Consider the following 19,570-nt stretch of genomic DNA (forward strand, 5'->3'; position numbering starts at 1 on the left):
CACCGGGCGACGCGTGGGTACGGAAACACGAAACCGGGCCGGTCCCCCGCGAAGGGGACCGACCCGGCGGCCCTCACGGGGCCTTCGCCGTCGTCGTCCTACGGCTACTTCTTACGGCGGCGTCCGCCGCCCTTCTGCGCCTTGCGCCGCTCGGCGCGGGTCGTCCCGTCACCGGCCGCGGCGGCCGTCTCACGGTTGCCGCCCGTCTCGAAGTCGCCCTCGACGATGCCGCCCTCACCGTCCACCGTCGGCGCGGAGAAGTGCAGCCGGTCCGGGCGCTGCGGAGCCTCCAGGCCCTTCGCCCGGATCTCGGGGCGCGCCGCGGGCACCGCGTCCCGCTTCTCCAGGGACGGGCCGGCGCCGTCCGCCACCGGGACCTCCTCGACCTGCTGCTCGACCTGGACCTCCAGGTTGAACAGATAGCCGACGGACTCCTCCTTGATGCTGTCCATCATGGCGGTGAACATGTCGAAGCCCTCGCGCTGGTACTCGACCAGGGGGTCCTTCTGGGCCATCGCGCGCAGCCCGATGCCGTCCTGGAGGTAGTCCATCTCGTAGAGGTGCTCACGCCACTTGCGGTCGAGCACCGAGAGCACCACCCGGCGCTCCAGCTCGCGCATGATCTCCGAGCCGAGCTGCTTCTCCCGCGCGCCGTACTGCTCGTGGATGTCGTCCTTGACGGACTCGGCGATGAAGTCCGCGGTAATACCGACCCGGTCGCCCGCGGCCTCCTCCAGCTCCTCGATGGTCACCTTCACCGGGTAGAGCTGCTTGAACGCGCCCCACAGCCGGTCGAGGTCCCACTCCTCGGCGAAGCCCTCGACCGTCTCCGCCCGGATGTAGGCGTCGATGGTGTCGTCCATGAAGTGCGCGATCTGCTCCTGCAGGTCCTCGCCCTCCAGCACCCGGCGGCGCTCGCCGTAGATCACCTCGCGCTGGCGGCTGAGCACCTCGTCGTACTTCAGCACTTCCTTACGGGTGGTGAAGTTCTGCTGCTCGACCTGCGACTGCGCGGAGGCGATGGCCCGGGTGACCATCTTGTTCTCGATCGGTACGTCGTCGGGCACATTGGCCATCGCCATGACCCGCTCGACCATCTGCGCCTTGAAGAGCCGCATCAGATCGTCGCCGAGGGAGAGGTAGAAACGGGACTCGCCCGGGTCGCCCTGACGGCCGGAGCGACCGCGGAGCTGGTTGTCGATACGGCGCGACTCGTGGCGCTCGGTGCCCAGGACGTACAGCCCGCCCAGCTCCCGGACCTCCTCGAACTCGGCCCGAACCGCCGCCTCCGCCGACTGCAGCGCGGCGGGCAGCGCCGCCGCCCACTCCTCGACGTGCTCGACGGGGTCGAGGCCGCGCTGGCGCAGCTCCGCCTCCGCGAGGTCGTCGGGGTTGCCGCCGAGCTTGATGTCGGTACCGCGGCCCGCCATGTTCGTCGCGACGGTCACCGCGCCCCTGCGGCCGGCCTGGGCGACGATCGTCGCCTCCCGGTCGTGCTGCTTGGCGTTGAGCACCTCGTGCTGCACTCCGCGCTTGCTGAGCTGCTGCGACAGATACTCGGACTTCTCGACCGAGGTGGTGCCGACGAGGATCGGCTGGCCCTTCTCGTGCTTCTCCGCGATGTCGTCGACGACGGCGTCGAACTTGGCGACCTCGGTGCGGTAGATCAGGTCCGACTGGTCCATGCGGACCATCGGCTTGTTGGTCGGGATGGGGACCACGCCGAGCTTGTAGATCTGGTGGAACTCGGCGGCCTCGGTCATCGCCGTACCGGTCATGCCGGAGAGCTTGCCGTAGAGACGGAAGAAGTTCTGGAGGGTGATCGTGGCGAGCGTCTGGTTCTCGTCCTTGATGTCCACCCCTTCCTTCGCCTCGATCGCCTGGTGCATGCCCTCGTTGTAGCGGCGGCCGGCCAGGATACGGCCGGTGTGCTCGTCGACGATCATGACCTCGCCGTCGATGACGACGTAGTCCTTGTCCTTCTTGAACAGCTCCTTGGCCTTGATCGCGTTGTTGAGATAGCCGACCAGGGGGGTGTTCACGGACTCGTAGAGGTTGTCGATGCCGAGCCAGTCCTCGACCTTCGCCACACCCGCCTCATGGATACCGACGGTGCGCTTCTTCTCGTCGACCTCGTAGTCGCCGGTCTCCGCGAGACCCTTGAGGTGGTTGCCGGGCTCGCCGCGGGTGAGCCGCGTGACCAGCTTGGCGAAGTCGCCGTACCACTTCGTGGCCTGGTCGGCGGGGCCGGAGATGATCAGCGGCGTACGGGCCTCGTCGACGAGGATGGAGTCGACCTCGTCCACGATGGCGAAGTTGTGGCCGCGCTGGACCAGCTCGTCCTGCGACCAGGCCATGTTGTCGCGCAGATAGTCGAAGCCGAACTCGTTGTTCGTCCCGTAGGTGATGTCGCAGGCGTACTGCTCACGGCGCTGCGCGGGCGTCATATTGGCCAGGATGCAGCCGACGCTCAGCCCCAGGAACTTGTGGACGCGGCCCATCATCTCGGAGTCGCGCTCGGCCAGGTAGTCGTTGACCGTGATCAGGTGGACGCCCTTGCCGGAGAGCGCGTTCAGATACGCGGGGAGGGTACCGACGAGGGTCTTGCCCTCACCGGTCTTCATCTCCGCCACATACCCGAGGTGCAGCGCCGCGCCACCCATCATCTGGACGTCGTAGTGCCGCTGGCCGAGCACGCGCTTGGCTGCCTCGCGCACGGTGGCGAAGGCCTCGGGCAGCAGGTCGTCGAGCGTGTTCTCACCGCTCTCGTAGCGCTGCTTGTACTCTTCCGTGAGCGCCCGCAACTCGGCGTCGGAGAGGTCGACGAAGTCCTCTTCGATGGATTTGACCTGGTCCGCGATGCGGTGCAGTTTGCGCAGGATCTTGCCTTCGCCTGCACGCATGAGCTTGTTGAAGACGGACACTGGGGGAGGTCTCCTTGCCGATTCGGGCCTGGCTGGGTCGTATGGACTCTGGCGCGGGCACGGCAGGTGGGCCCCACCGCAACGGCCATCGTAAGCGAGGACACCCGTCGGTCGGGAGGTCCGCACTACGCCTGTCCCCGGGCCCGGCCGCCTGATACCCGTCCTGTCAACGCACAGGACACGCGGAAGGTGCCGGTGCGGAGGGAAAAGTGCTCGCATCCGCTTTCCCGCCCGTTCAGAATCCGGACATGGAGCCGATCACACTCACCACCGGCCGTCTGCTGCTGCGCGCCTTCACCGAGGACGACACCGACGAGGTCTTCCGGCTCTGCCAGGATCCGCAGGTCCAGCGGTGGACCTGCGTGCCCTCGCCGTACGAGCGCCGGCACGCGCGGGAATTCACCGGGGAGACCGTCCCGGAGGGCTGGCGGACCTCCACGACCCCGACCTTCGCCCTGGTCCCGCCGGACGGCGGCCCGCTCATGGGCTCCGTATCGGTCACGCTCCGCACCCTCTCCGGCACCTGGGAGGTCGGCTACTGGCTCGGCGCCGAGTACCGGGGCCGGGGCCTGATGACGGAGGCGGTCACGGAGATCGCCCACTGGTCCTTCGGCCGGCTCGGCGCGACCCGGCTGGAGTGGCGGGCCGAGGTCGGCAACACGGCCTCCCGCGCGGTCGCCCTGCGGGCGGGCTTCACCCCGGAGGGGACCCTGAGGGCCGCGATCAACAACAACGGCACGCTCCGGGACGCCTGGGTCGGCTCCCTGCTCCCGTCGGACCTGGGGCTGTCCGGGACGTACGCCTATCTCCCGGCGCGCCCCGACACCTCCTCCGGGACCGGCGGGCCGGGACACCCGTGACGGGGGCGGCGCTGTCAGTGGCGCCGTCTATCGTGCGGTACATGACCACGCAGCCACCGCCCGTCGCCGAACTCTCCGCGGACGAGGCCCGCCGCATAGCCCTGCGCGCCCAGGGGTTCCTGGGCGCGCCGGACCGGCGGGCCGGGGTGCGGGGAGTGCTGCGGCACCTCGGAGCCGTCCAGCTCGACACGATCTCGGTGCTCGCCCGCTCCCACGAACTGGTGCCGTACGCCCGCCTGGGCGCCGTCGGCCGCCCCGCGGTCGACTCGGCGTACTGGACGGAGGGCCACAGCTTCGAGTACTGGTCGCACGCCGCGTGTGTGCTGCCCGTCGAGGAGTGGCCGCACTTCGCGTTCCGCCGCCGGGCCTACCGCGCCCGCCCCCAGTGGCACCACGACCTCCCCGACGACGCCTACGACAAGGTGATCGCCCAGCTGCGCGCCGAGGGCCCGCTGACGGCGACCGAGCTGGGCGGCGCGAAGAACGGCGGGGAGTGGTGGGACTGGTCCGCCTCCAAGATCGCCGTCGAGCGGGCGCTGATGCACGGCGAGGTGGTCTGCGTCGAGCGGCGCGGCTGGAAGCGGGTGTACGACCTCGCGGAGCGCGCGATCCCGGCCGAGCTGCTGGCGGCCGAGCCGGACGACGCCGAGTGTCTGCGGCGGCTGGTCGGTCTCGCGGGGCAGGCGCTGGGCGTCGGCACCCGGGCGGATATCACCGACTATCACCGGCTCAAGGGCGAGCACTTCGACTCGGTGATAGCGGACTCCGGGCTCGTGCCCGTGAGCGTCGAGGGCTGGTCCAAGCCCGCCTGGGCCGATCCCGCGGCGCTGGCGACCGTGCCCCGCGGCCGGCACCGTACGACACTGCTCTCCCCGTTCGACTCCCTGATCTGGGAGCGGGCCCGTACCGAACGGATCTTCGGCTTCACCCACCGGCTGGAGGCGTACGTCCCCAAGCCGAAGCGGGTCCACGGCTATTTCGCGATGCCGCTGCTGTCGGGCGGACGGCTCCTGGGGCGCGTCGACCCGGCGCGCGAGGGACGGACCCTGGTGGCCAAGCAGGTGTCGCTGGAGTCGGCGAAGGCCGTCGAGCCGATGGCACGGGCGCTGCGCGAGGCCGCCGAGTGGGTCGGCTGCGACTCGGTCCGGGTGGAGCGCGTCGACAGCCCCGGGCTCGCCGCGCCCCTGGTGGCGGCCCTCGGCTGACCCGGGCGGCCCCGCCCGGCCGCCGGGGCCCGGGGCCTCTTACGGGATCCTGCCGGGGTTCGCGGACTCTCCGTACGCGGAGCCCTCACGCGCGCCCGGGTACCGTCCGCCGGACGGTACCCGGCGGGCCGTCCGGATCAGCGGATCTCCAGGATCTTCTCCCGCATCGCGTAGACCACGGCCTCCATCCGGGAGTGGAGCTGGAGCTTCTCCAGGATGTTGCGGACATGGTTCTTCACGGTGTTCTCCGAGATGAACAACTCCTTGGCGATATCCCGGTTGTTCATCCCGGTGGCGACCAGCTTGAGGACCTCCAGCTCGCGGTCGGTGAGCCGGGGCGCGGGCACCAGCCGTCGCTCGTCGGTCCGCTGGATCATGGACTTGAACTCGGTCAGCAGCTTGGACGCCATCGACGGGCTGATCTGCGACTGGCCGTCGGCCACCGCGCGGATCGCGGTGGCGACCTCGTCGGTGGAGATCTCCTTGAGGAGATAGCCCGTGGCCCCCGCCTTGATCGCGTCGTAGAGATCGGCCTCCTCGTCGCTGATCGTCAGCATGATGATCTTCGCGCTGGGCGCCACCTCCTTGATGGAGGTACAGGCCTCGATCCCGCCCCGACGCGGCATCCGCACATCCATCAGCACGATGTCGGGCAGCAGGTCGGCGGCCTTGTCGACGGCCTCCGCGCCGTCCCCGGCCTCGCCGACGACCTGGATGTCCTCCTCATGGGCGAGAACGATCTCCAGCCCTCTGCGGAAGAGGGCGTGGTCGTCCACGACCAGGACCCGGATCGGCTCGGCGCGGGGGCCGCCCGTCACGGCCACGTCAGCCGTGTCCCGGGCGTCGGCGGTGTCCTGATGAACCGGTCCGAAGCTGTCCGCCATCGTTCCTCCCCCTGAGACAGGGTCCGAAGGGCATATACGTTCCACCAACACCGGTGCCGGGGGCACCTGTTGGTGTGACGCCATGCTTTCACGTCCGGCAGCCTCCGCGGTGATCCTCCGGGCGCACGGTGGTGCCCCCGAGGGCGCACAGGGCGCTTCGGGGGCACTGTCGGTCAGCCGTACGACTCCTGCGGGGCGGCGGGATCAGCCGCCGAGCGCACCGCCCGCGCCACCCGCGCCGGAACCGGCCAGGGGGTCCGTCTCCAGATGGATGACGCCGTAGTCGTAGGCGTGGCGCCGGTAGACGACACTGGGCTGCTTCGTCTCGGAGTCGACGAAGAGATAGAAGTCGTGTCCGACCAGCTCCATTTCATAGAGCGCCTGGTCGAGGGTCATCGGGGCGGCCGTGTGGACCTTCTCGCGGACCACCAGCGGCCCTTCGCCCTGTACTTCCAGCGACCCGATTTTCGTGGTGGGAATGGATTGCGGTGTGTCGTCGACGACGATATGTCCATTGGCGTTCAATTCGGCGACGCCGGGGACGACGTCCGCCACTTCCGCCGCCGACAGGCGGCCGTTACCACGTCGGGTGCTGCGCTTGTCGTGCTGCTTCCGCAGCCGCGCTTCCAATTTCCCGGTAGCCAGATCGAGCGCCGCGTACGGGTCGTTGGCCGATGCCTCCGCCCGGATCACCGGGCCTCGGGAGTGGAGCGTGATCTCCACGCGGTCGGACTGGTCCGCCAGCCGCGGGTTGTGCTCCTTGGACACCTCGACGTCCAGGCTGATCACCTTGGCGTCGAGCTTCTGGATCTTGTCCAGCTTCAGCTTGTCGGCCACGTGCTTGCGGAACCGCTCGGGCACCTCGGTCTTGCGGCCCTTGACGACGATGTCCACGCAGAACTCCGTTCCCGGATTGCCCCGCTCCCTCTTCGGCCGCGGAGCGTCTCCCTCTTGCACCAGACCCCGGTGATGAACCGGAGTCCCGGACTAGGCGACTTTCACCTCCTCCTCCCCAGTCGACAACGTCCCCACCCATCGCCTTCCGAGGTATTTGCTGCCCCGGATCCCCGGCCGTATGCCACGGCCACGCATTCGCCAGGGGTGAGGTTCGTCATTCCTCACATCCACACCACCGAACATAGCCCCAGAACACCGGTCTCGGCACCCGCTACCAGCGCGTACCTCCGTTCGGTGGTTTTGGTTCTCACTGAGTGCAACGTTTACCCCACACAACAGGTTCCTCTTCCGTCGGAAAGGAGATCACCGGGGCCGCCACCACCGCGGCGACGACCGGAGCGCCCCCGGGAACTCCGTCCCGCGCGCCCGCCTCCCGCAGGGCCCTCGCCGCCTCCGCCAGGGACGCCCCCGTCGTCATCAGGTCGTCCACCGCCACCACCGTGCCGCCCGTCGGCAGCCGTCCGGCGCCCCCGGCCACCCGGAGCGCCCCGGTCAGGTTGGCCGCCCGCTCACGCGCCGTGAGGCCCGCCTGGTCGGCCACCGGGCGCCGCTGCCGCAGCACGGGCAGGACGGTCGCGTCCGTGCCCGTACGGCGCAGCTCACCGGCGGCCGCCAGGGCGATCCGCCGCGCGGCGTCGTGGCCCCTGGCCCGTACCGCCGTCCGGGCCGAGGGCACCGGCACCAGCAGCAGCGGCCCGCCCCGCGCCCTCGCCGGGCCGTCCGCCGCCGCCGTCAACGTCAACGACGCTGCGGCCGTCCGCACGGCCCCCGCGAGCGCGATCCCCAGGGGCCGGGCCAGCCCCAGGTCACCCCGCTCCTTGTGGGCGAGCAGCACCGCCCGTACGGCGTCGGCGTACGGCGCGGCCGCGTACACCACCGGAAGCCCCGGGGGCCGGGGATCCGGGCTTACCCGGCGCGCCGGGGCCCCGTACAGCTCCGCCGCGCACTCCTCGCACAGCGGCGTCCGGGGAACGCCGCAGCCTCCGCATGCGGCCGGCAGCACCAGGCCGGAGATCTCGCGCCACCATCCCCGCATGGCCATCACTGTGCCGGGGCGCGGGAAAGCCCGCCACCGCCTGTGGATAACCCCGATAACGCCGACGATCGCCGCTCCGGCCGCAAGGGGACGGAGTCGGGGACGGGGCCGGGGTCAGCCGGGGTAGACCGGTGAGGAACCCTTCGGTACCACCGTCTGCCAGGTCGCCCCCGCGGGCAACTGCACGATGCCCTCCTCCTTGGCGTGCGCCACCAGCGGATGGCCCTCGGCGTTGGAGGCGGAGATGGACCGCACCTGGTTGAGACCCGGCAGCACACTCGCGGCCGAGGTGAAGCCGTCCGTGTGGATGTACCGCAGCTGCTGCACCCCGCCGGACTCGCGGCCGACGACGACGAGCCTGCTGGGCCCGGCCCAGGAGACCGCGGTGACCGCCTCCATCTGGGGGGCCGTGGGCCGCAGCCCGGTGACGGACACCTGGGGGTCGTCCTGGGGCCCGGTGCGTTCGATCCGCCCGATGTGCAGGGCCGTTTTGCCGTCCCTCTCCAGCAGCAACGCGATCCGCGTCCCGTCCGCCGACACCTTCACGGACTCGATCCGCGCCCCGTCGAGATCGGGCGCGATCGGCACCACCTGCGGCTTCTCCTCGCCCTCCGCCAGCCGCAGCAGGGCGGGCTTCGCCGGATCCCGGTCGGCGATCCACAGATCGTCGCGACCGTCCCAGCTGGGCGCCGTGAGCCGGTCGCGCGGGGTCTTGCCCTGGCTGACGAGGATCGGCGGAACGGGGTCGCCGCTGCCGACGATCGACGCGATGTACAGCCGGCCGCCGTCGGCGGAGACCGCGGCGGCCTGCCGCTCGTCCCGGGAGACGGCGACCGTGCCCATCGGTATCTGTCCGGTGCCCAGCGGCCCGGGCACCGGTTCGGCCACGGCGTCCTTGCCGTCTCCGGTGAGGGCCGCGAGCTGCTTCTTCTCGTTGAGGAAGTACTGCCGGGCCGGGCGGCCCGCGGCCCCCTGATCGGAGGCGTACTCCTTCTCCTGGCCGCTGGAGAGCCCGCAGAGCTTCGAGCCGTCCGACCGCTGGAGCTCGATCTGCTCGACCCGGACCACCGACAGGTCCTTCAGGGTGAACATGATCTGGGCGGCCATCTTGCGGCACTGGGCCTGCCCGACGTTGGATGCCTTCTCGTTGAGCGGCACCTCCAGCACGTCCCGGTCGTCGGTGGTGAGGGACGTGACGCCCTTCGCCAGGGCCGTACCGGTGGGGAAACGGGACTCGACGACCGGCGCCAGCCAGTTCGTCGGCCCGTCCAGGACCGCCTTCACGGACTGGGTGACCGGGTCCATCTTGGTGACCGGATCCATCCGCTGCCGGATGAAGACCGGGTCGGCGACGACCCGGTTCTGTCCGCTGGCGAAGTAGTACTTGTTCACGGAACGGTAGTTCCGCTGGAAGTCGGACTGGCCGAGGACCAGTCCGTGCGGCAGGGCGTCGATCCGCCATTCACCGTCGCCGTCGTGCCGCGACACATGGACGGTGAACTGGTAGTCGTCGGGCGTGAGCGCCTGATAGGCCTGCTCCTCGTCGACCTCCGCGATCCGGGTCCCGGTCATCGGGAAGTCCACGCCCTGCCGGTCCCAGGTGTCGCGCTGCGGCTGCGGCCGGGGGGTGGGGGCGACGGCGAGCACGGTCGTACGGTCCTGCGGCCGCCAGTCGCGCGACGTCTTGGGCGACAGATAGGCGCGCGCCGTCGCGTAGTCGGCGTCGTCGCTGGTCATGGCTTCCAGAAAGCCGTTGATGATCTCCTGCGGCCCGGCGCCCTTGCGCGGGGCCACGGGGTGGACCCGTACCTGGGCGTCGGCCCGCGGCGACGCCTTCACGGCCTGTACGTCGCCGCTGTCGGGCATCGCGGCGCACCCGGCCAGCAGTATCCCGCTCCCGCCCAGCAGGGCGCCCAGACGGCGGGCACCGCTACGGCGGGCCCCACGGGGATCAGCGCCCACGAGTCGTGTCCTCCTGGTCCGGGGTGACGGGGGCGGGCCCCGCCGCCGGGGAATCGTCCGGCCGTTCTCCGGGAGCCCTGGCCACCACCCGCGCACCGCTGCCGGGGAGCGCCGCCGGGTCCACGCCGCGCGGGGCTGCGACGGGCGCGGCGGACGGCCGCGGCGACACCGGCAGCGGCACCCGGCTCCCCTGCGGATGCTGTACGGGTACGGAGGCAGGCCGCCGCGCGGCAGCGGCGCCCTGGCCCGGATCGGGCCGCCGGGCCCCGTCGCGTTCGCGGTTCTGCCGGGAGTCCTCGGGTTCGAGGGGTATCGGGGACCCGCGCAGGGGCTCGTCGGCGGTCCGGGGCAGGGTGAGCCGGAACTGGGAGCCCCCGCCGGGCTCGCCCCACGCCTGGAGCCAGCCGCCGTGCAGCCGGGCGTCCTCGACGGCGATGGAGAGCCCGAGGCCGGTGCCCCCGGTGGTGCGGGCCCGGGCCGGGTCGGCGCGCCAGAAGCGGTTGAAGACGCGGGTGGCCTCGCCGGGCTTGAGGCCGACGCCGTAGTCCCGTACGGCGACGGCCACGGCACCGCCGGCGGCCGCGAGGCGTACGACGACGTCCCGGCCCTCGCCGTGCTCGACGGCGTTGACGACGAGGTTGCGCAGGACGCGCTCGACGCGACGGGCGTCGGCCTCGGCCACGACGGGCTGGTCGTCGCCCAGGACACGTATCCGGCTGCCCTTGCGCTCGGCGAGCGGTTCGGCGCCGCCGATGACCCGCCGGACGACTTCCCGCAGGTCTATCGGTTCGGCCTCCAGGGCGGCCGCGCCCGCGTCGAACCGGCTGATCTCCAACAGGTCGGAGAGGAGCGACTCGAACCGGTCCAGCTGGTCCCCGAGGAGTTCGGCGGAGCGGGCGGTCACGGGATCGAAGTCGATACGGGCCTCGTGGATGACGTCGGCGGCCATCCGGACGGTGGTCAGCGGGGTGCGCAGTTCGTGCGAGACGTCGGAGACGAAGCGCCGCTGCATCCGCGACAGCTCCTCCAGCTGCTGGATCTTGAGCTGGAGGTTCTGCGCCATCTTGTTGAAGGCTTCGCCGAGCCGGGCGATGTCGTCCTCGCCGGTGACCTTCATCCGTTCCTGCAGACGGCCCGCGGAGAGCCGTTCGGCGATTCCGGCGGCCATCCGGACGGGGGTGACGATCTGCCGGACCACCAGCCAGGCGATCGCGCCGAGCAGGACGACCAGGAACAGTCCGGCGGTGGCCAGGGTGCCGCGGACCAGGTTCAGCGACTGCTCCTCCTGGGCGAGGGGGAACACGTAGTACAGCTCGTACGGTTCGTCGTCCGCGTCGTTCAGCTGGATGCCGACGGCGAGCCCGGGTTCGGCGGACCGGGCGTCGTTGCTGTAGCCGATCGACATGAAGGCCCGTTTGGTACGGGTGTCCTGCTGGACGGCGTTGCGGAGCTTCTCCGGGATGGACGCGGGGTCGACCTCGCCGGAGCTCCGGGGCGCACGGGAGCCCGCGCCGGCGTCGTCGGAGCTGAGCGCGACGACGTGGAAGGCGCCCTGTCCGCCGCTGGCCAGCCGTTCGACCAGGTCGGTACGCCAGGAGCTGGTGGCCGTCGGGCCGTCCTGCCCCGCGCCCTCGGGGACACCGGGTGTCAGCGGCGCGCTGACGGCCTCGCGCGCCACCTGGAAGCCACCGGCGGCCTGGCTCTCAGCCGCCCTGCCCTTGGCGTCGAGAAGCCCGTTGCGGACCTGGCCGATGACGACGAAGCCCAGGAGGACGACGACACCGACGGACATCAGCAGGGTGGTGACGACGATCCGCAGCTGGATATTGCGCCGGTAGAGCCGGACCGCGGGCAGCAGCGGACGGCGCACCCAGCGCATCACGATTCTCAGAAGGAGCCTGCTGGGCTCCCCGACACCGCCGGACCGTCCGCCGCGCAGCAGACGTCCCAGCCAACGGGGCCGGACCGGCCCCTGTCCGGGCACGACAGCCCGCCCCCCACGGCCCCCCGGCTTCCCGGGCTGCGGAGCAGCACTGCCGCCGGGCATGTCAGCTCGGTCCCGCCTTGTAACCGACGCCGCGGACGGTCACTACGATCTCGGGCCGCTCAGGGTCCTTCTCGACCTTGGAACGGAGCCGCTGGACATGCACATTGACCAGCCTGGTGTCCGCGGCGTGCCGGTACCCCCACACCTGTTCCAGCAGCACCTCCCGGGTGAACACCTGCCACGGCTTCCGGGCCAGCGCCACCAGGAGATCGAACTCCAGCGGCGTCAGCGCGATCGACTGCCCTTCACGCTTCACCGAATGCCCGGCCACGTCGATCACCAGATCGCCGATGGTGAGCTGCTCGGGCGCGGGCTCCTCGGAGCGCCGCAGCCGGGCCCGGATACGCGCGACCAGTTCCTTCGGCTTGAACGGCTTCACGATGTAGTCGTCGGCCCCGGACTCCAGTCCGACGACGACGTCCACGGTGTCGCTCTTCGCCGTGAGCATCACGATCGGCACACCGGACTCGGCCCGGATCAGCCGGCATACCTCGATTCCATCCCTTCCGGGCAGCATCAGGTCCAGCAGCACCAGATCCGGCTTGGCCTCCCTGAACGCCGCGAGCGCCTTGTCGCCATCCGCCACGAACGACGGTTCGAAACCCTCACCACGCAGCACAATCCCGAGCATCTCGGCCAGTGCGGTGTCGTCGTCGACGACCAGGACTCGTCCCTTCATAATCGACATCATCCCATTACCCCACGGCTCGCATACGCCCCGGTGAGATAGGTCACTGACCTGTGACACACGCCACCGCGCCGCGACGACTCCCCTGGTCACAGCGGGTCCGGGTCCGCCGCACAGAGCGTCAGCCCGCGCCCGGCGGCCGGGATCCGCCCCACAGCTCCGCCATACCGCCCCCGGTGACCGGTGACAGCGCCCCCCGCTCGGTGACGATCGCGGTGACCAGCTCCGGCGGTGTCACATCGAACGCGGGGTTGTACGCCTCCGTCCCCTCCGGCGCCACCGGCCGCCCGCCCCCCGTCCCACGGGTGACCTCGTCGGCGCTCCGCTGCTCCACCTCGATCGCCGCCCCGTCGGCGGTGTCCGGATCGACCGTGGTGGTGGGGGCGACGACGACGAACGGCACATGGTGGTAGCGCGCCAGTACGGCCAGGGGATAGCTGCCCACCTTGTTGGCCACCGCGCCGTTCGCGGCGATCCGGTCGGCGCCGATGAGGACGGCGTCCACCTTCCCCGCCGCGAAGAGGGATCCCGCCGCGTTGTCGGTCAGCAGGGTGTACGGCATCCCCGACCGGGCGGCCTCCCACGCCGTGAGCCGGGCGCCCTGAAGCAGGGGACGGGTCTCGTCCACCCACAACCGCCGCAGCCGCCCCGCCCGGTGCGCGGCGAGGGCAACGGCGAACGCGGTGCCCTCCCCGCCCGACACCAGCGCCCCCGTATTGCAGTGGGTGAGGATCCGGTACCAGTCACCGGGCACCAGCTCGTCGAGGAGCGCCAGCCCATGGGCGGCCATCCCGTCACTGGCCTCGGCGTCCCGGCGGTGCAGCTCCCGGGCCGCCTCCAGCGCGGCCCGGGCCGCCCGCTCCCCGCCCCGCGCCGTACCCGCCCGGTACGCCTCCAGCGCCAGCCGCGCCCCGTACCCCAGGTTCACCGCGGTGGGCCGCGCCCCCGCCAGGACGGCCGCGGCCTCCTCCACGTCGTCCCCCCGCGCGGCGGCGAGTGCCACCCCGTAGGCCCCGGCGATCCCCAGCAGCGGCGCCCCGCGCACGGCCAGGCTCCGGATGGCCGCCACCACGGCCGGGACATCGGCACAGACGGCCTCGGTCTCCTCACCCGGCAGCCGGGTCTGGTCGAGGAGGACCAACCGGGGCCCTTCCGCCGACTCGTCCCACCGCAGGACCGGGAGTCGCGGCCCGTCACCGCCGTGCTGTCGCGCGTACTGATCAGCCATCCGCACAGTCTGCCGCCTCCCCGGCCGGGAAAGAAGGTACGGCGGAGGCCCGGCCCCCCGTCCGCGGACGGGATGTGCGTGACACGATGGCTGACGGCCTGCCGTTCTCCCGACGGCCCGGGCTTCCAGCAGGCGCCGGCTCGGAGAGCCGGTGCCACAACCGACTCACGAGGTGGACGACCGTGAACGACACTCCGGGCTGGGTCTCGCCCGGATCCGCTTCCCCCGAGGGACAGGACGCCCAGGTGCCCCGCCCCACAGAGCCCGCCGACCAGGCAGGCTCCGCCTCGAAGTGGTCCAGCCAGCAGCCCCCCGCCGGTCAGTGGTCCGCGCCGTCCGCCCCCGGTCCGTACGGCGGCGGCCAGGTGCCGCCGCCCCCCGGCCCCGGCTGGGGCGGCCCGCAGTTCTCCGGCTGGGGCAGGCCCCAGGCCGCCAAGCCCGGAGTGATCCCGCTGCGCCCGTTGAGCATCGGCGAGATCCTCGACGGTGCGGTGTCGACGCTGCGCGCCCACTGGCGCACCGTGCTGGCCATCACGATCGGCGTCTCCGTCGTCGCGGAGATCGGCAACATCCTCATCACGCGCTATGTGCTGTCGGACGCGGTGGAGATCGATCCGAACGCCGACCCCGACGAGGCTCTGAGGCAGAGCGTCGACGCGTTGCAGACGACGATGGCGTCCCTGGTCCCGATGTTCCTGATCGCGCTGCTCGTCACGTTGTTCACCACGGCGCTGCTGACGGTCGTCATCAGCCGTTCGGTGCTCGGCGATTCCGTATCGCTCGCCGAGGCTTGGCGCGAGGCCCGCCCCCGCCTGCCCCAACTGCTGGGGCTGACCTTCCTGGTGCCCCTGATCTTCGCGGGCATCATCGGCGCGGCGATCGTGCCCGGCCTCCTGATCGGCGGCGGTGCGGGCTTGGCCCTGGCCCTCGTGGGGGCCGTCGCGGCCACACCCGTCGCGGTCTGGCTGATGATCCGGTTCGCCCTCGCGCCCCCGGCGCTGATGCTGGAGCGCCAGGGCGTCGTCGAGGCCATGCGCCGCTCCGCGAAGCTCGTCACGGGCTCCTGGTGGCGTGTCTTCGGCGTCATCGTGCTGACGGCCCTTCTGACGACGATCGTCCAGATGATCCTCCAGATACCGTTCGCCTTCGCCGCCATTGCCGTCGACGGCAATGGATTCAACGGGCTCCTCTCCAATGAACTCCCCGATTTCAGCTGGCCGTACCTGATCGTCACCGGTATCGGTGCCGTGATCGCCTCGGCGATCACCTTCCCGATCTCCGCCGGGGTCAACGCCCTCCTCTACGTCGACCAGCGGATCCGCCGCGAGGGCCTCGACATCGAACTGGGCCGCGCCGCGGGTCTCCCCGGCTACGGCGGCACCCCTCCCACCGACGCCCCCGGGAACGGATGAGGTGCCGGTGACGGGGGGAACACCGCAGGCACACGCCGACGGTGACATACCGGTGGACATCTCCCGCGAAGCCGCACGCGAGGCGGCGGAGCGGGAGCTCACCGAGCCGAGATACCACGAGAACGACCCGAACCTCCTCCAACGGGCCTCCGAAAGCTTCTGGGAGTGGGTTTCCGACGTCCTGGCGTCGGCGGCCGGGTTCGCCCCGGGCGGCGTGCTCGGGCTCGTGGTCGTCACCCTCCTCGCCGTGGCACTCATCGGCGCCCTGTGGTGGCGCCTCGGCACCCCCCGCCGCCTGCCCTCGTCGCACGCGCCCCTCTTCGACGACGCTCCTCGCAGCGCGGCCGAACACCGTGCCGCCGCCGAGGACCACGCCACCGCCCTCCGCTGGAACGAAGCCGTCCAGGAACGGATGCGGGCCCTCGTCCGCTCCCTGGAGGAACGCGCCCTCCTCGATCCCCGCCCCGGCCGCACCGCCGACGAGGCGGCCACCGAAGGAGCCCGCTCCCTGCCCGCCCACGGTCCGGGACTACGGGCCGCGGCACGGGACTTCGACGAGGTCACATACGGCGGGCGCACCGCCGACCAGCGGGCGTACCAGCGCCTGCGCGATCTCGACCTCGACATGGCGCGCACCCGTCCGCAAACGGTCGGCACCGAGTGGGGAGCCCCCGTATGACGGAGGCCGCCCCGCCCACCACCTCCATGTCCCCCACCGGTCATCAGGTCTGGCGCCGCGTCCGGGGACTGCTCCTCGCGCTCACCGTCCTCGTGGTCGCCGGGACGGCCATCGCCGCGCTCCGCTCCGGAGACCGGCACGGTGCTCTCGACCCCCGCTCCGCCGACCGCTTCGGCAGCCGGGCCGTCGCCGAACTCCTCGGCGGCCACGGCATCCCCACCCGGGTCGTCACCACCCTCGCCGACGCCACCGCCGCGACCGGCCCCGACACCACCCTCCTCGTCTCCACTCCGGATCTTCTGACAGCGGGGCAACAGCACGCTCTGCGCTCGGCGATGGAATCCTCCGGCGGCCGTACCGTCCTCGTCTCTCCCGGCCCCGCGTCCCTCGACACCCTGGCCCCCGGCATCCACTCGGCGGGCACCACCCCGGTCGAGACCGTCACCCCGGAATGCGACCTGCCCGCAGCAAACCGGGCGGGCGACGCCCGGCTCGGCGGCGAGCGCTACACCCTGCGGGCCGGAGACGGAGCGGGAGACCAAGCGGCCGACGCCTGCTACCCCGTCGGCGACCTGCCGACCCTCGTCAGAACGGACACCGGCGGGGGCGACGGCGACACCGTCCTGCTCGGCTCCCCCGGCATCCTGTACAACGAGCACCTGGCCCAGGACGGCAACGCGTCCCTCGCCCTGCAACTCCTCGGCTCCCGGCCTCATCTCGTCTGGTACCTCCCCTCCGTCAGTGATGGCTCCTCCGCCCCCGACCAGGGCGAGAAGTCCTTCGTCGAACTGATCCCCTCGGGCTGGGTATGGGGCACGCTCCAGCTCTTCCTCGCCGCCGCACTCGCCGCGGCCTGGCGTGCTCACCGCCTGGGCCCGCTCGTCACCGAACGGCTTCCCGTCGCCATCCGGGCCTCGGAGGCCACCGAGGGCCGCGCCCGCCTCTACCACCGAGCACAGGCCCGCGACCACACGGCCGGCGTCCTGCGCGCCGCCGCCCGCGCCCGTATCGCCCCCCTCGTCGGTGTGTCTCCTTCCGACGCCCACAGCCCCGGCGTTCTCCTCCCCGCGGTCTCCTCCCGTCCGACCACCGGCGACCGGGACCTTCCGCATCTCCTCTTCGGCCCGGCACCCGCCGACGACACGGCACTCGTCCACCTGGCAGATCAACTCGACGCCCTCGAAAGAGAGGTCCGCACCTCATGAGCGCCCCCACCCCCGAGACCCTCACGACCTCGGACGGCGCCCGTGCCTCCCTGGAGGCACTCCGCACGGAGATCGCCAAGGCCGTCGTCGGCCAGGACCCAGCCGTCACCGGACTCGTCGTCGCCCTGCTGTGCCGCGGGCACGTCCTCCTCGAAGGAGTCCCCGGCGTCGCCAAGACCCTCCTCGTCCGGGCTCTCGCCGCCTCCCTCCGGCTCGACACCAAGCGCGTCCAGTTCACCCCCGATCTGATGCCGGGCGATATCACCGGCTCCCTCGTCTACGACGCCCGCAGCTCCGAGTTCTCCTTCCAGCCGGGCCCCGTCTTCACCAACCTCCTGCTCGCCGACGAGATCAACCGCACGCCCCCGAAGACCCAGTCGGCTCTTCTGGAGGCCATGGAGGAGCGTCAGGTCACCGTGGACGGAACCCCCCGTCCGCTCCCGGATCCGTTCCTGGTGGCCGCCACCCAGAACCCCGTGGAGTACGAGGGCACCTATCCCCTGCCCGAGGCCCAGCTGGACCGCTTCCTCCTGAAGCTGACGGTCCCGTTGCCGTCCCGCCAGGACGAGATCGATGTGCTCACCCGCCATGCCGAGGGCTTCAACCCCCGGGATCTCGATGCCGCCGGTGTGAGCCCCGTCGCCGGGCCCGACGAACTCGAAGCGGCCAGGACCGCCGTCGCCGCGGTCACCGTCTCCGCCGAGATCGCCGGCTATGTCGTCGATATCTGCCGTGCCACCCGGGAATCCCCCTCACTCACTCTCGGTGTCTCACCTCGCGGAGCCACCGCACTGCTCTCCACGGCCCGTGCGTGGGCCTGGCTGACCGGTCGCGACTACGTCACTCCGGACGATGTGAAGGCCCTCGCACTGCCGACCCTGCGCCATCGGATCCAGCTCCGGCCGGAGGCGGAGATGGAGGGCGTCACCGCCGACTCCGTCATCACCGCGATCCTCAGCCACGTCCCCGTTCCCCGCTGAGGTCCGAGCCCATGGCCCTCACCGGAAGAACCGCGCTCCTCGCCGCTCTCGGCTCACTCCCCGTAGGCGTCCTCGCGCCGAGCTGGACGGGAATGCTTGCCGTGAACGCTCCCCTGTCACTAGCAATCCTGTGCGACTACGCCCTCGCCGCGCCAGTGCGATCGCTCCGATTCACTCGAAGTGGTGACACATCTGTTCGACTCGGCGAGAGGGCCGAGACCCTGCTGACCATCGGCAATCCGTCGAAGCGGCGTCTGCGTGCCCAGCTCCGCGACGCCTGGCCGCCCAGTTCCCGGGCCGCCGGCATCGAGCAGGCGGCTTCCCGGCACTCCGTCTCCGTACCTCCGGGCGAGCGTCGCCGGGTGACCACGTTCCTCCGTCCCACCCGCCGCGGCGACCACCGGGCCGACCGCGTCACCGTCCGCTCGTACGGGCCTCTGGGCCTCGCCGCCCGCCAGGGCAGCCATCGGGTGCCCTGGACCGTACGCGCCCTGCCGCCGTTCACCAGCCGTAGGCATCTGCCGTCCCGGCTGGCCCGGTTGCGGGAGCTAGACGGACGCACCAGCGTCCTCGTCCGCGGTCAGGGCACCGAGTTCGACAGTCTGCGCGAGTACATCCCCGGTGACGACACCCGTTCCATCGACTGGCGGGCAACGGCCCGGCGGAACGTCGTCGCCGTCCGCACCTGGCGTCCGGAGCGCGACCGCCACATCCTGGTGGTCCTCGATACCGGCCGCACATCCGCGGGCCGGGTCGGCGATGTTCCGCGTCTCGACGCGGCGATGGACGCCGCTCTGTTGTTGACGGCCCTGGCCTCACGCGCCGGTGACCGTGTCGATCTGCTGGCCTACGACCGCCGGGTCCGGGCCCGGGTGACGAACCGCTCCGCGAGCGAGTTGCTTCCGGCCATGGTGGACACGATGGCTCTTCTCGAACCGGAGCTGATCGAAACCGACGCCCGCGGCCTCAGCTCCGCCGCCCTCAAGAACGCCCCGCGGCGCTCTTTGATCGTCATCCTCACGAGCCTGGACGCCGCCCCTGTCGAAGAGGGGCTGCTCCCGGTACTCCCGCAGCTCACCCGGCGGCACACGGTTCTGCTGGCGTCCGTCGCCGATCCCGCGGTGACGGAGATGACCAAGGCCCGGGGCAGCGTCGAGGCTGTTTACAAGGCCGCCGCGGGTGCCCGTACCCAGGCTCAGCGGCACCGTACGGCGGAACAGTTGCAGCGTGCCGGTGTCACTGTCGTGGACGCGGCTCCCGACGTCTTGGCGCCGGCCCTGGCGGATGCGTATCTCGCACTGAAGGCCGCAGGACGGCTCTGAGGAATTCCGAACCCCCTCCCAGGAGGCCTGTGGGAACGAGAACCTCCCCGGGCTTTCCTGGGCGGCCCGGAAATGCGAAAAGGGCTCTGGCCCCGAGACTGTGTCTCAAGGGGCCAGAGCCCTCTTCTCTAATGATTGTTCGGCGGCGTCCTACTCTCCCACAGGGTCCCCCCTGCAGTAC

The 19,570-nt window shown here is 71.4% G+C and carries 15 protein-coding genes; 7 read left to right on the top strand and 8 right to left on the bottom strand.

Features of this window, described 5'->3' with window-relative positions; translation table 11 throughout:
* Positions 1–104: 104 nt before the first annotated feature.
* Positions 105–2,924 (bottom strand): preprotein translocase subunit SecA, encoded by a 2,820-nt coding sequence (secA, locus tag ACFXG1_RS22070; protein WP_384715035.1) that lies wholly within the window; start codon positions 2,922–2,924, stop codon positions 105–107.
* Positions 2,925–3,172: 248 nt separating this feature from the next.
* On the opposite strand from secA, the gene ACFXG1_RS22075 reads away from it, so the two are divergent.
* Both ACFXG1_RS22075 and ACFXG1_RS22080 read left to right on the top strand, forming a co-directional pair.
* A complete protein-coding gene (locus ACFXG1_RS22075; RefSeq protein ID WP_384715037.1) occupies positions 3,173–3,784 on the top strand; it encodes a GNAT family N-acetyltransferase in 612 nt (203 codons plus the stop codon).
* Between the two features lie 41 nt (positions 3,785–3,825).
* On the top strand, positions 3,826–4,989 hold the full coding sequence (locus tag ACFXG1_RS22080; protein WP_384744222.1) for a winged helix-turn-helix domain-containing protein: 1,164 nt from the start codon (positions 3,826–3,828) through the stop codon (positions 4,987–4,989).
* Between the two features lie 137 nt (positions 4,990–5,126).
* Here ACFXG1_RS22080 and ACFXG1_RS22085 read toward each other — a convergent pair whose 3' ends face one another.
* The 7 genes from ACFXG1_RS22085 to mtnA form a co-directional block, all read right to left on the bottom strand.
* The gene (locus ACFXG1_RS22085; RefSeq protein ID WP_384720680.1) at positions 5,127–5,873 is read right to left on the bottom strand and encodes a response regulator; all 747 of its coding nucleotides are present in this window, start codon (positions 5,871–5,873) and stop codon (positions 5,127–5,129) included.
* 204 nt (positions 5,874–6,077) lie between these two features.
* Positions 6,078–6,767, bottom strand: coding sequence for a ribosome hibernation-promoting factor, HPF/YfiA family (hpf, locus tag ACFXG1_RS22090; RefSeq protein WP_384720683.1), 690 nt, complete (start codon positions 6,765–6,767; stop codon positions 6,078–6,080).
* Positions 6,768–7,077: 310 nt separating this feature from the next.
* On the bottom strand, positions 7,078–7,866 hold the full coding sequence (locus ACFXG1_RS22095) for a ComF family protein (RefSeq protein ID WP_384720686.1): 789 nt from the start codon (positions 7,864–7,866) through the stop codon (positions 7,078–7,080).
* Between the two features lie 114 nt (positions 7,867–7,980).
* Positions 7,981–9,828, bottom strand: a complete 1,848-nt coding sequence (locus ACFXG1_RS22100; RefSeq protein WP_384744225.1) for an LpqB family beta-propeller domain-containing protein — start codon at positions 9,826–9,828, stop codon at positions 7,981–7,983.
* On the bottom strand, positions 9,818–11,875 hold the full coding sequence (gene mtrB / locus ACFXG1_RS22105; RefSeq protein WP_384718833.1) for an MtrAB system histidine kinase MtrB: 2,058 nt from the start codon (positions 11,873–11,875) through the stop codon (positions 9,818–9,820). Before mtrB ends, ACFXG1_RS22100 begins: the two co-directional genes overlap by 11 nt.
* Position 11,876: 1 nt before the next feature.
* The gene (mtrA, locus tag ACFXG1_RS22110) at positions 11,877–12,566 is read right to left on the bottom strand and encodes a two-component system response regulator MtrA (protein ID WP_007448372.1); all 690 of its coding nucleotides are present in this window, start codon (positions 12,564–12,566) and stop codon (positions 11,877–11,879) included.
* A gap of 118 nt (positions 12,567–12,684) precedes the next feature.
* Positions 12,685–13,791 carry an S-methyl-5-thioribose-1-phosphate isomerase gene (gene mtnA, locus ACFXG1_RS22115; RefSeq protein ID WP_384718836.1) on the bottom strand — a complete coding sequence of 369 codons (1,107 nt, stop codon included), beginning with the start codon at positions 13,789–13,791 and terminating at the stop codon, positions 12,685–12,687.
* A gap of 182 nt (positions 13,792–13,973) precedes the next feature.
* Here mtnA and ACFXG1_RS22120 point away from each other — a divergent pair, with 182 nt between their 5' ends.
* The 5 genes from ACFXG1_RS22120 to ACFXG1_RS22140 are packed head-to-tail and all read left to right on the top strand — an operon-like array spanning position 13,974 to position 19,389.
* The gene (locus ACFXG1_RS22120; protein ID WP_384718385.1) at positions 13,974–15,203 is read left to right on the top strand and encodes a glycerophosphoryl diester phosphodiesterase membrane domain-containing protein; all 1,230 of its coding nucleotides are present in this window, start codon (positions 13,974–13,976) and stop codon (positions 15,201–15,203) included.
* 1 nt (position 15,204) lies between these two features.
* Entirely contained in the window at positions 15,205–15,882 is a 678-nt protein-coding gene (locus tag ACFXG1_RS22125; protein ID WP_384718387.1) for a DUF4129 domain-containing protein, read from the top strand.
* Positions 15,879–17,087, top strand: a complete 1,209-nt coding sequence (locus tag ACFXG1_RS22130; protein ID WP_384718389.1) for a DUF4350 domain-containing protein — start codon at positions 15,879–15,881, stop codon at positions 17,085–17,087. The genes ACFXG1_RS22125 and ACFXG1_RS22130 overlap by 4 nt, the downstream gene beginning before the upstream one ends.
* On the top strand, positions 17,084–18,067 hold the full coding sequence (locus tag ACFXG1_RS22135) for an AAA family ATPase (protein ID WP_384718391.1): 984 nt from the start codon (positions 17,084–17,086) through the stop codon (positions 18,065–18,067). Before ACFXG1_RS22130 ends, ACFXG1_RS22135 begins: the two co-directional genes overlap by 4 nt.
* Positions 18,068–18,078: 11 nt before the next feature.
* Complete coding sequence (locus tag ACFXG1_RS22140) at positions 18,079–19,389, top strand: DUF58 domain-containing protein (protein WP_384718393.1); 1,311 nt, start codon at positions 18,079–18,081, stop codon at positions 19,387–19,389.
* The last annotated feature ends 181 nt before the right edge of the window (positions 19,390–19,570 follow it).

The organism is Streptomyces sp. NPDC059248 (assembly GCF_042753905.1).
GTDB lineage: Bacteria > Actinomycetota > Actinomycetes > Streptomycetales > Streptomycetaceae > Streptomyces.

Bases quoted from the DNA above. Each gene is read 5' to 3' on its own strand.
- ACFXG1_RS22075 (WP_384715037.1), top strand. From the start codon at position 3,173: ATGGAGCCGATCACACTCACCACCGGCCGTCTGCTGCTGCGCGCCTTC.
- ACFXG1_RS22080 (WP_384744222.1), top strand. From the start codon at position 3,826: ATGACCACGCAGCCACCGCCCGTCGCCGAACTCTCCGCGGACGAGGCC.
- ACFXG1_RS22085 (WP_384720680.1), bottom strand. From the start codon at position 5,873: ATGGCGGACAGCTTCGGACCGGTTCATCAGGACACCGCCGACGCCCGG.
- ACFXG1_RS22095 (WP_384720686.1), bottom strand. From the start codon at position 7,866: ATGCGGGGATGGTGGCGCGAGATCTCCGGCCTGGTGCTGCCGGCCGCA.
- mtrB (WP_384718833.1), bottom strand. From the start codon at position 11,875: ATGCCCGGCGGCAGTGCTGCTCCGCAGCCCGGGAAGCCGGGGGGCCGT.
- mtrA (WP_007448372.1), bottom strand. From the start codon at position 12,566: ATGATGTCGATTATGAAGGGACGAGTCCTGGTCGTCGACGACGACACC.
- mtnA (WP_384718836.1), bottom strand. From the start codon at position 13,791: ATGGCTGATCAGTACGCGCGACAGCACGGCGGTGACGGGCCGCGACTC.
- ACFXG1_RS22130 (WP_384718389.1), top strand. From the start codon at position 15,879: ATGACGGAGGCCGCCCCGCCCACCACCTCCATGTCCCCCACCGGTCAT.
- ACFXG1_RS22135 (WP_384718391.1), top strand. From the start codon at position 17,084: ATGAGCGCCCCCACCCCCGAGACCCTCACGACCTCGGACGGCGCCCGT.
- ACFXG1_RS22140 (WP_384718393.1), top strand. From the start codon at position 18,079: ATGGCCCTCACCGGAAGAACCGCGCTCCTCGCCGCTCTCGGCTCACTC.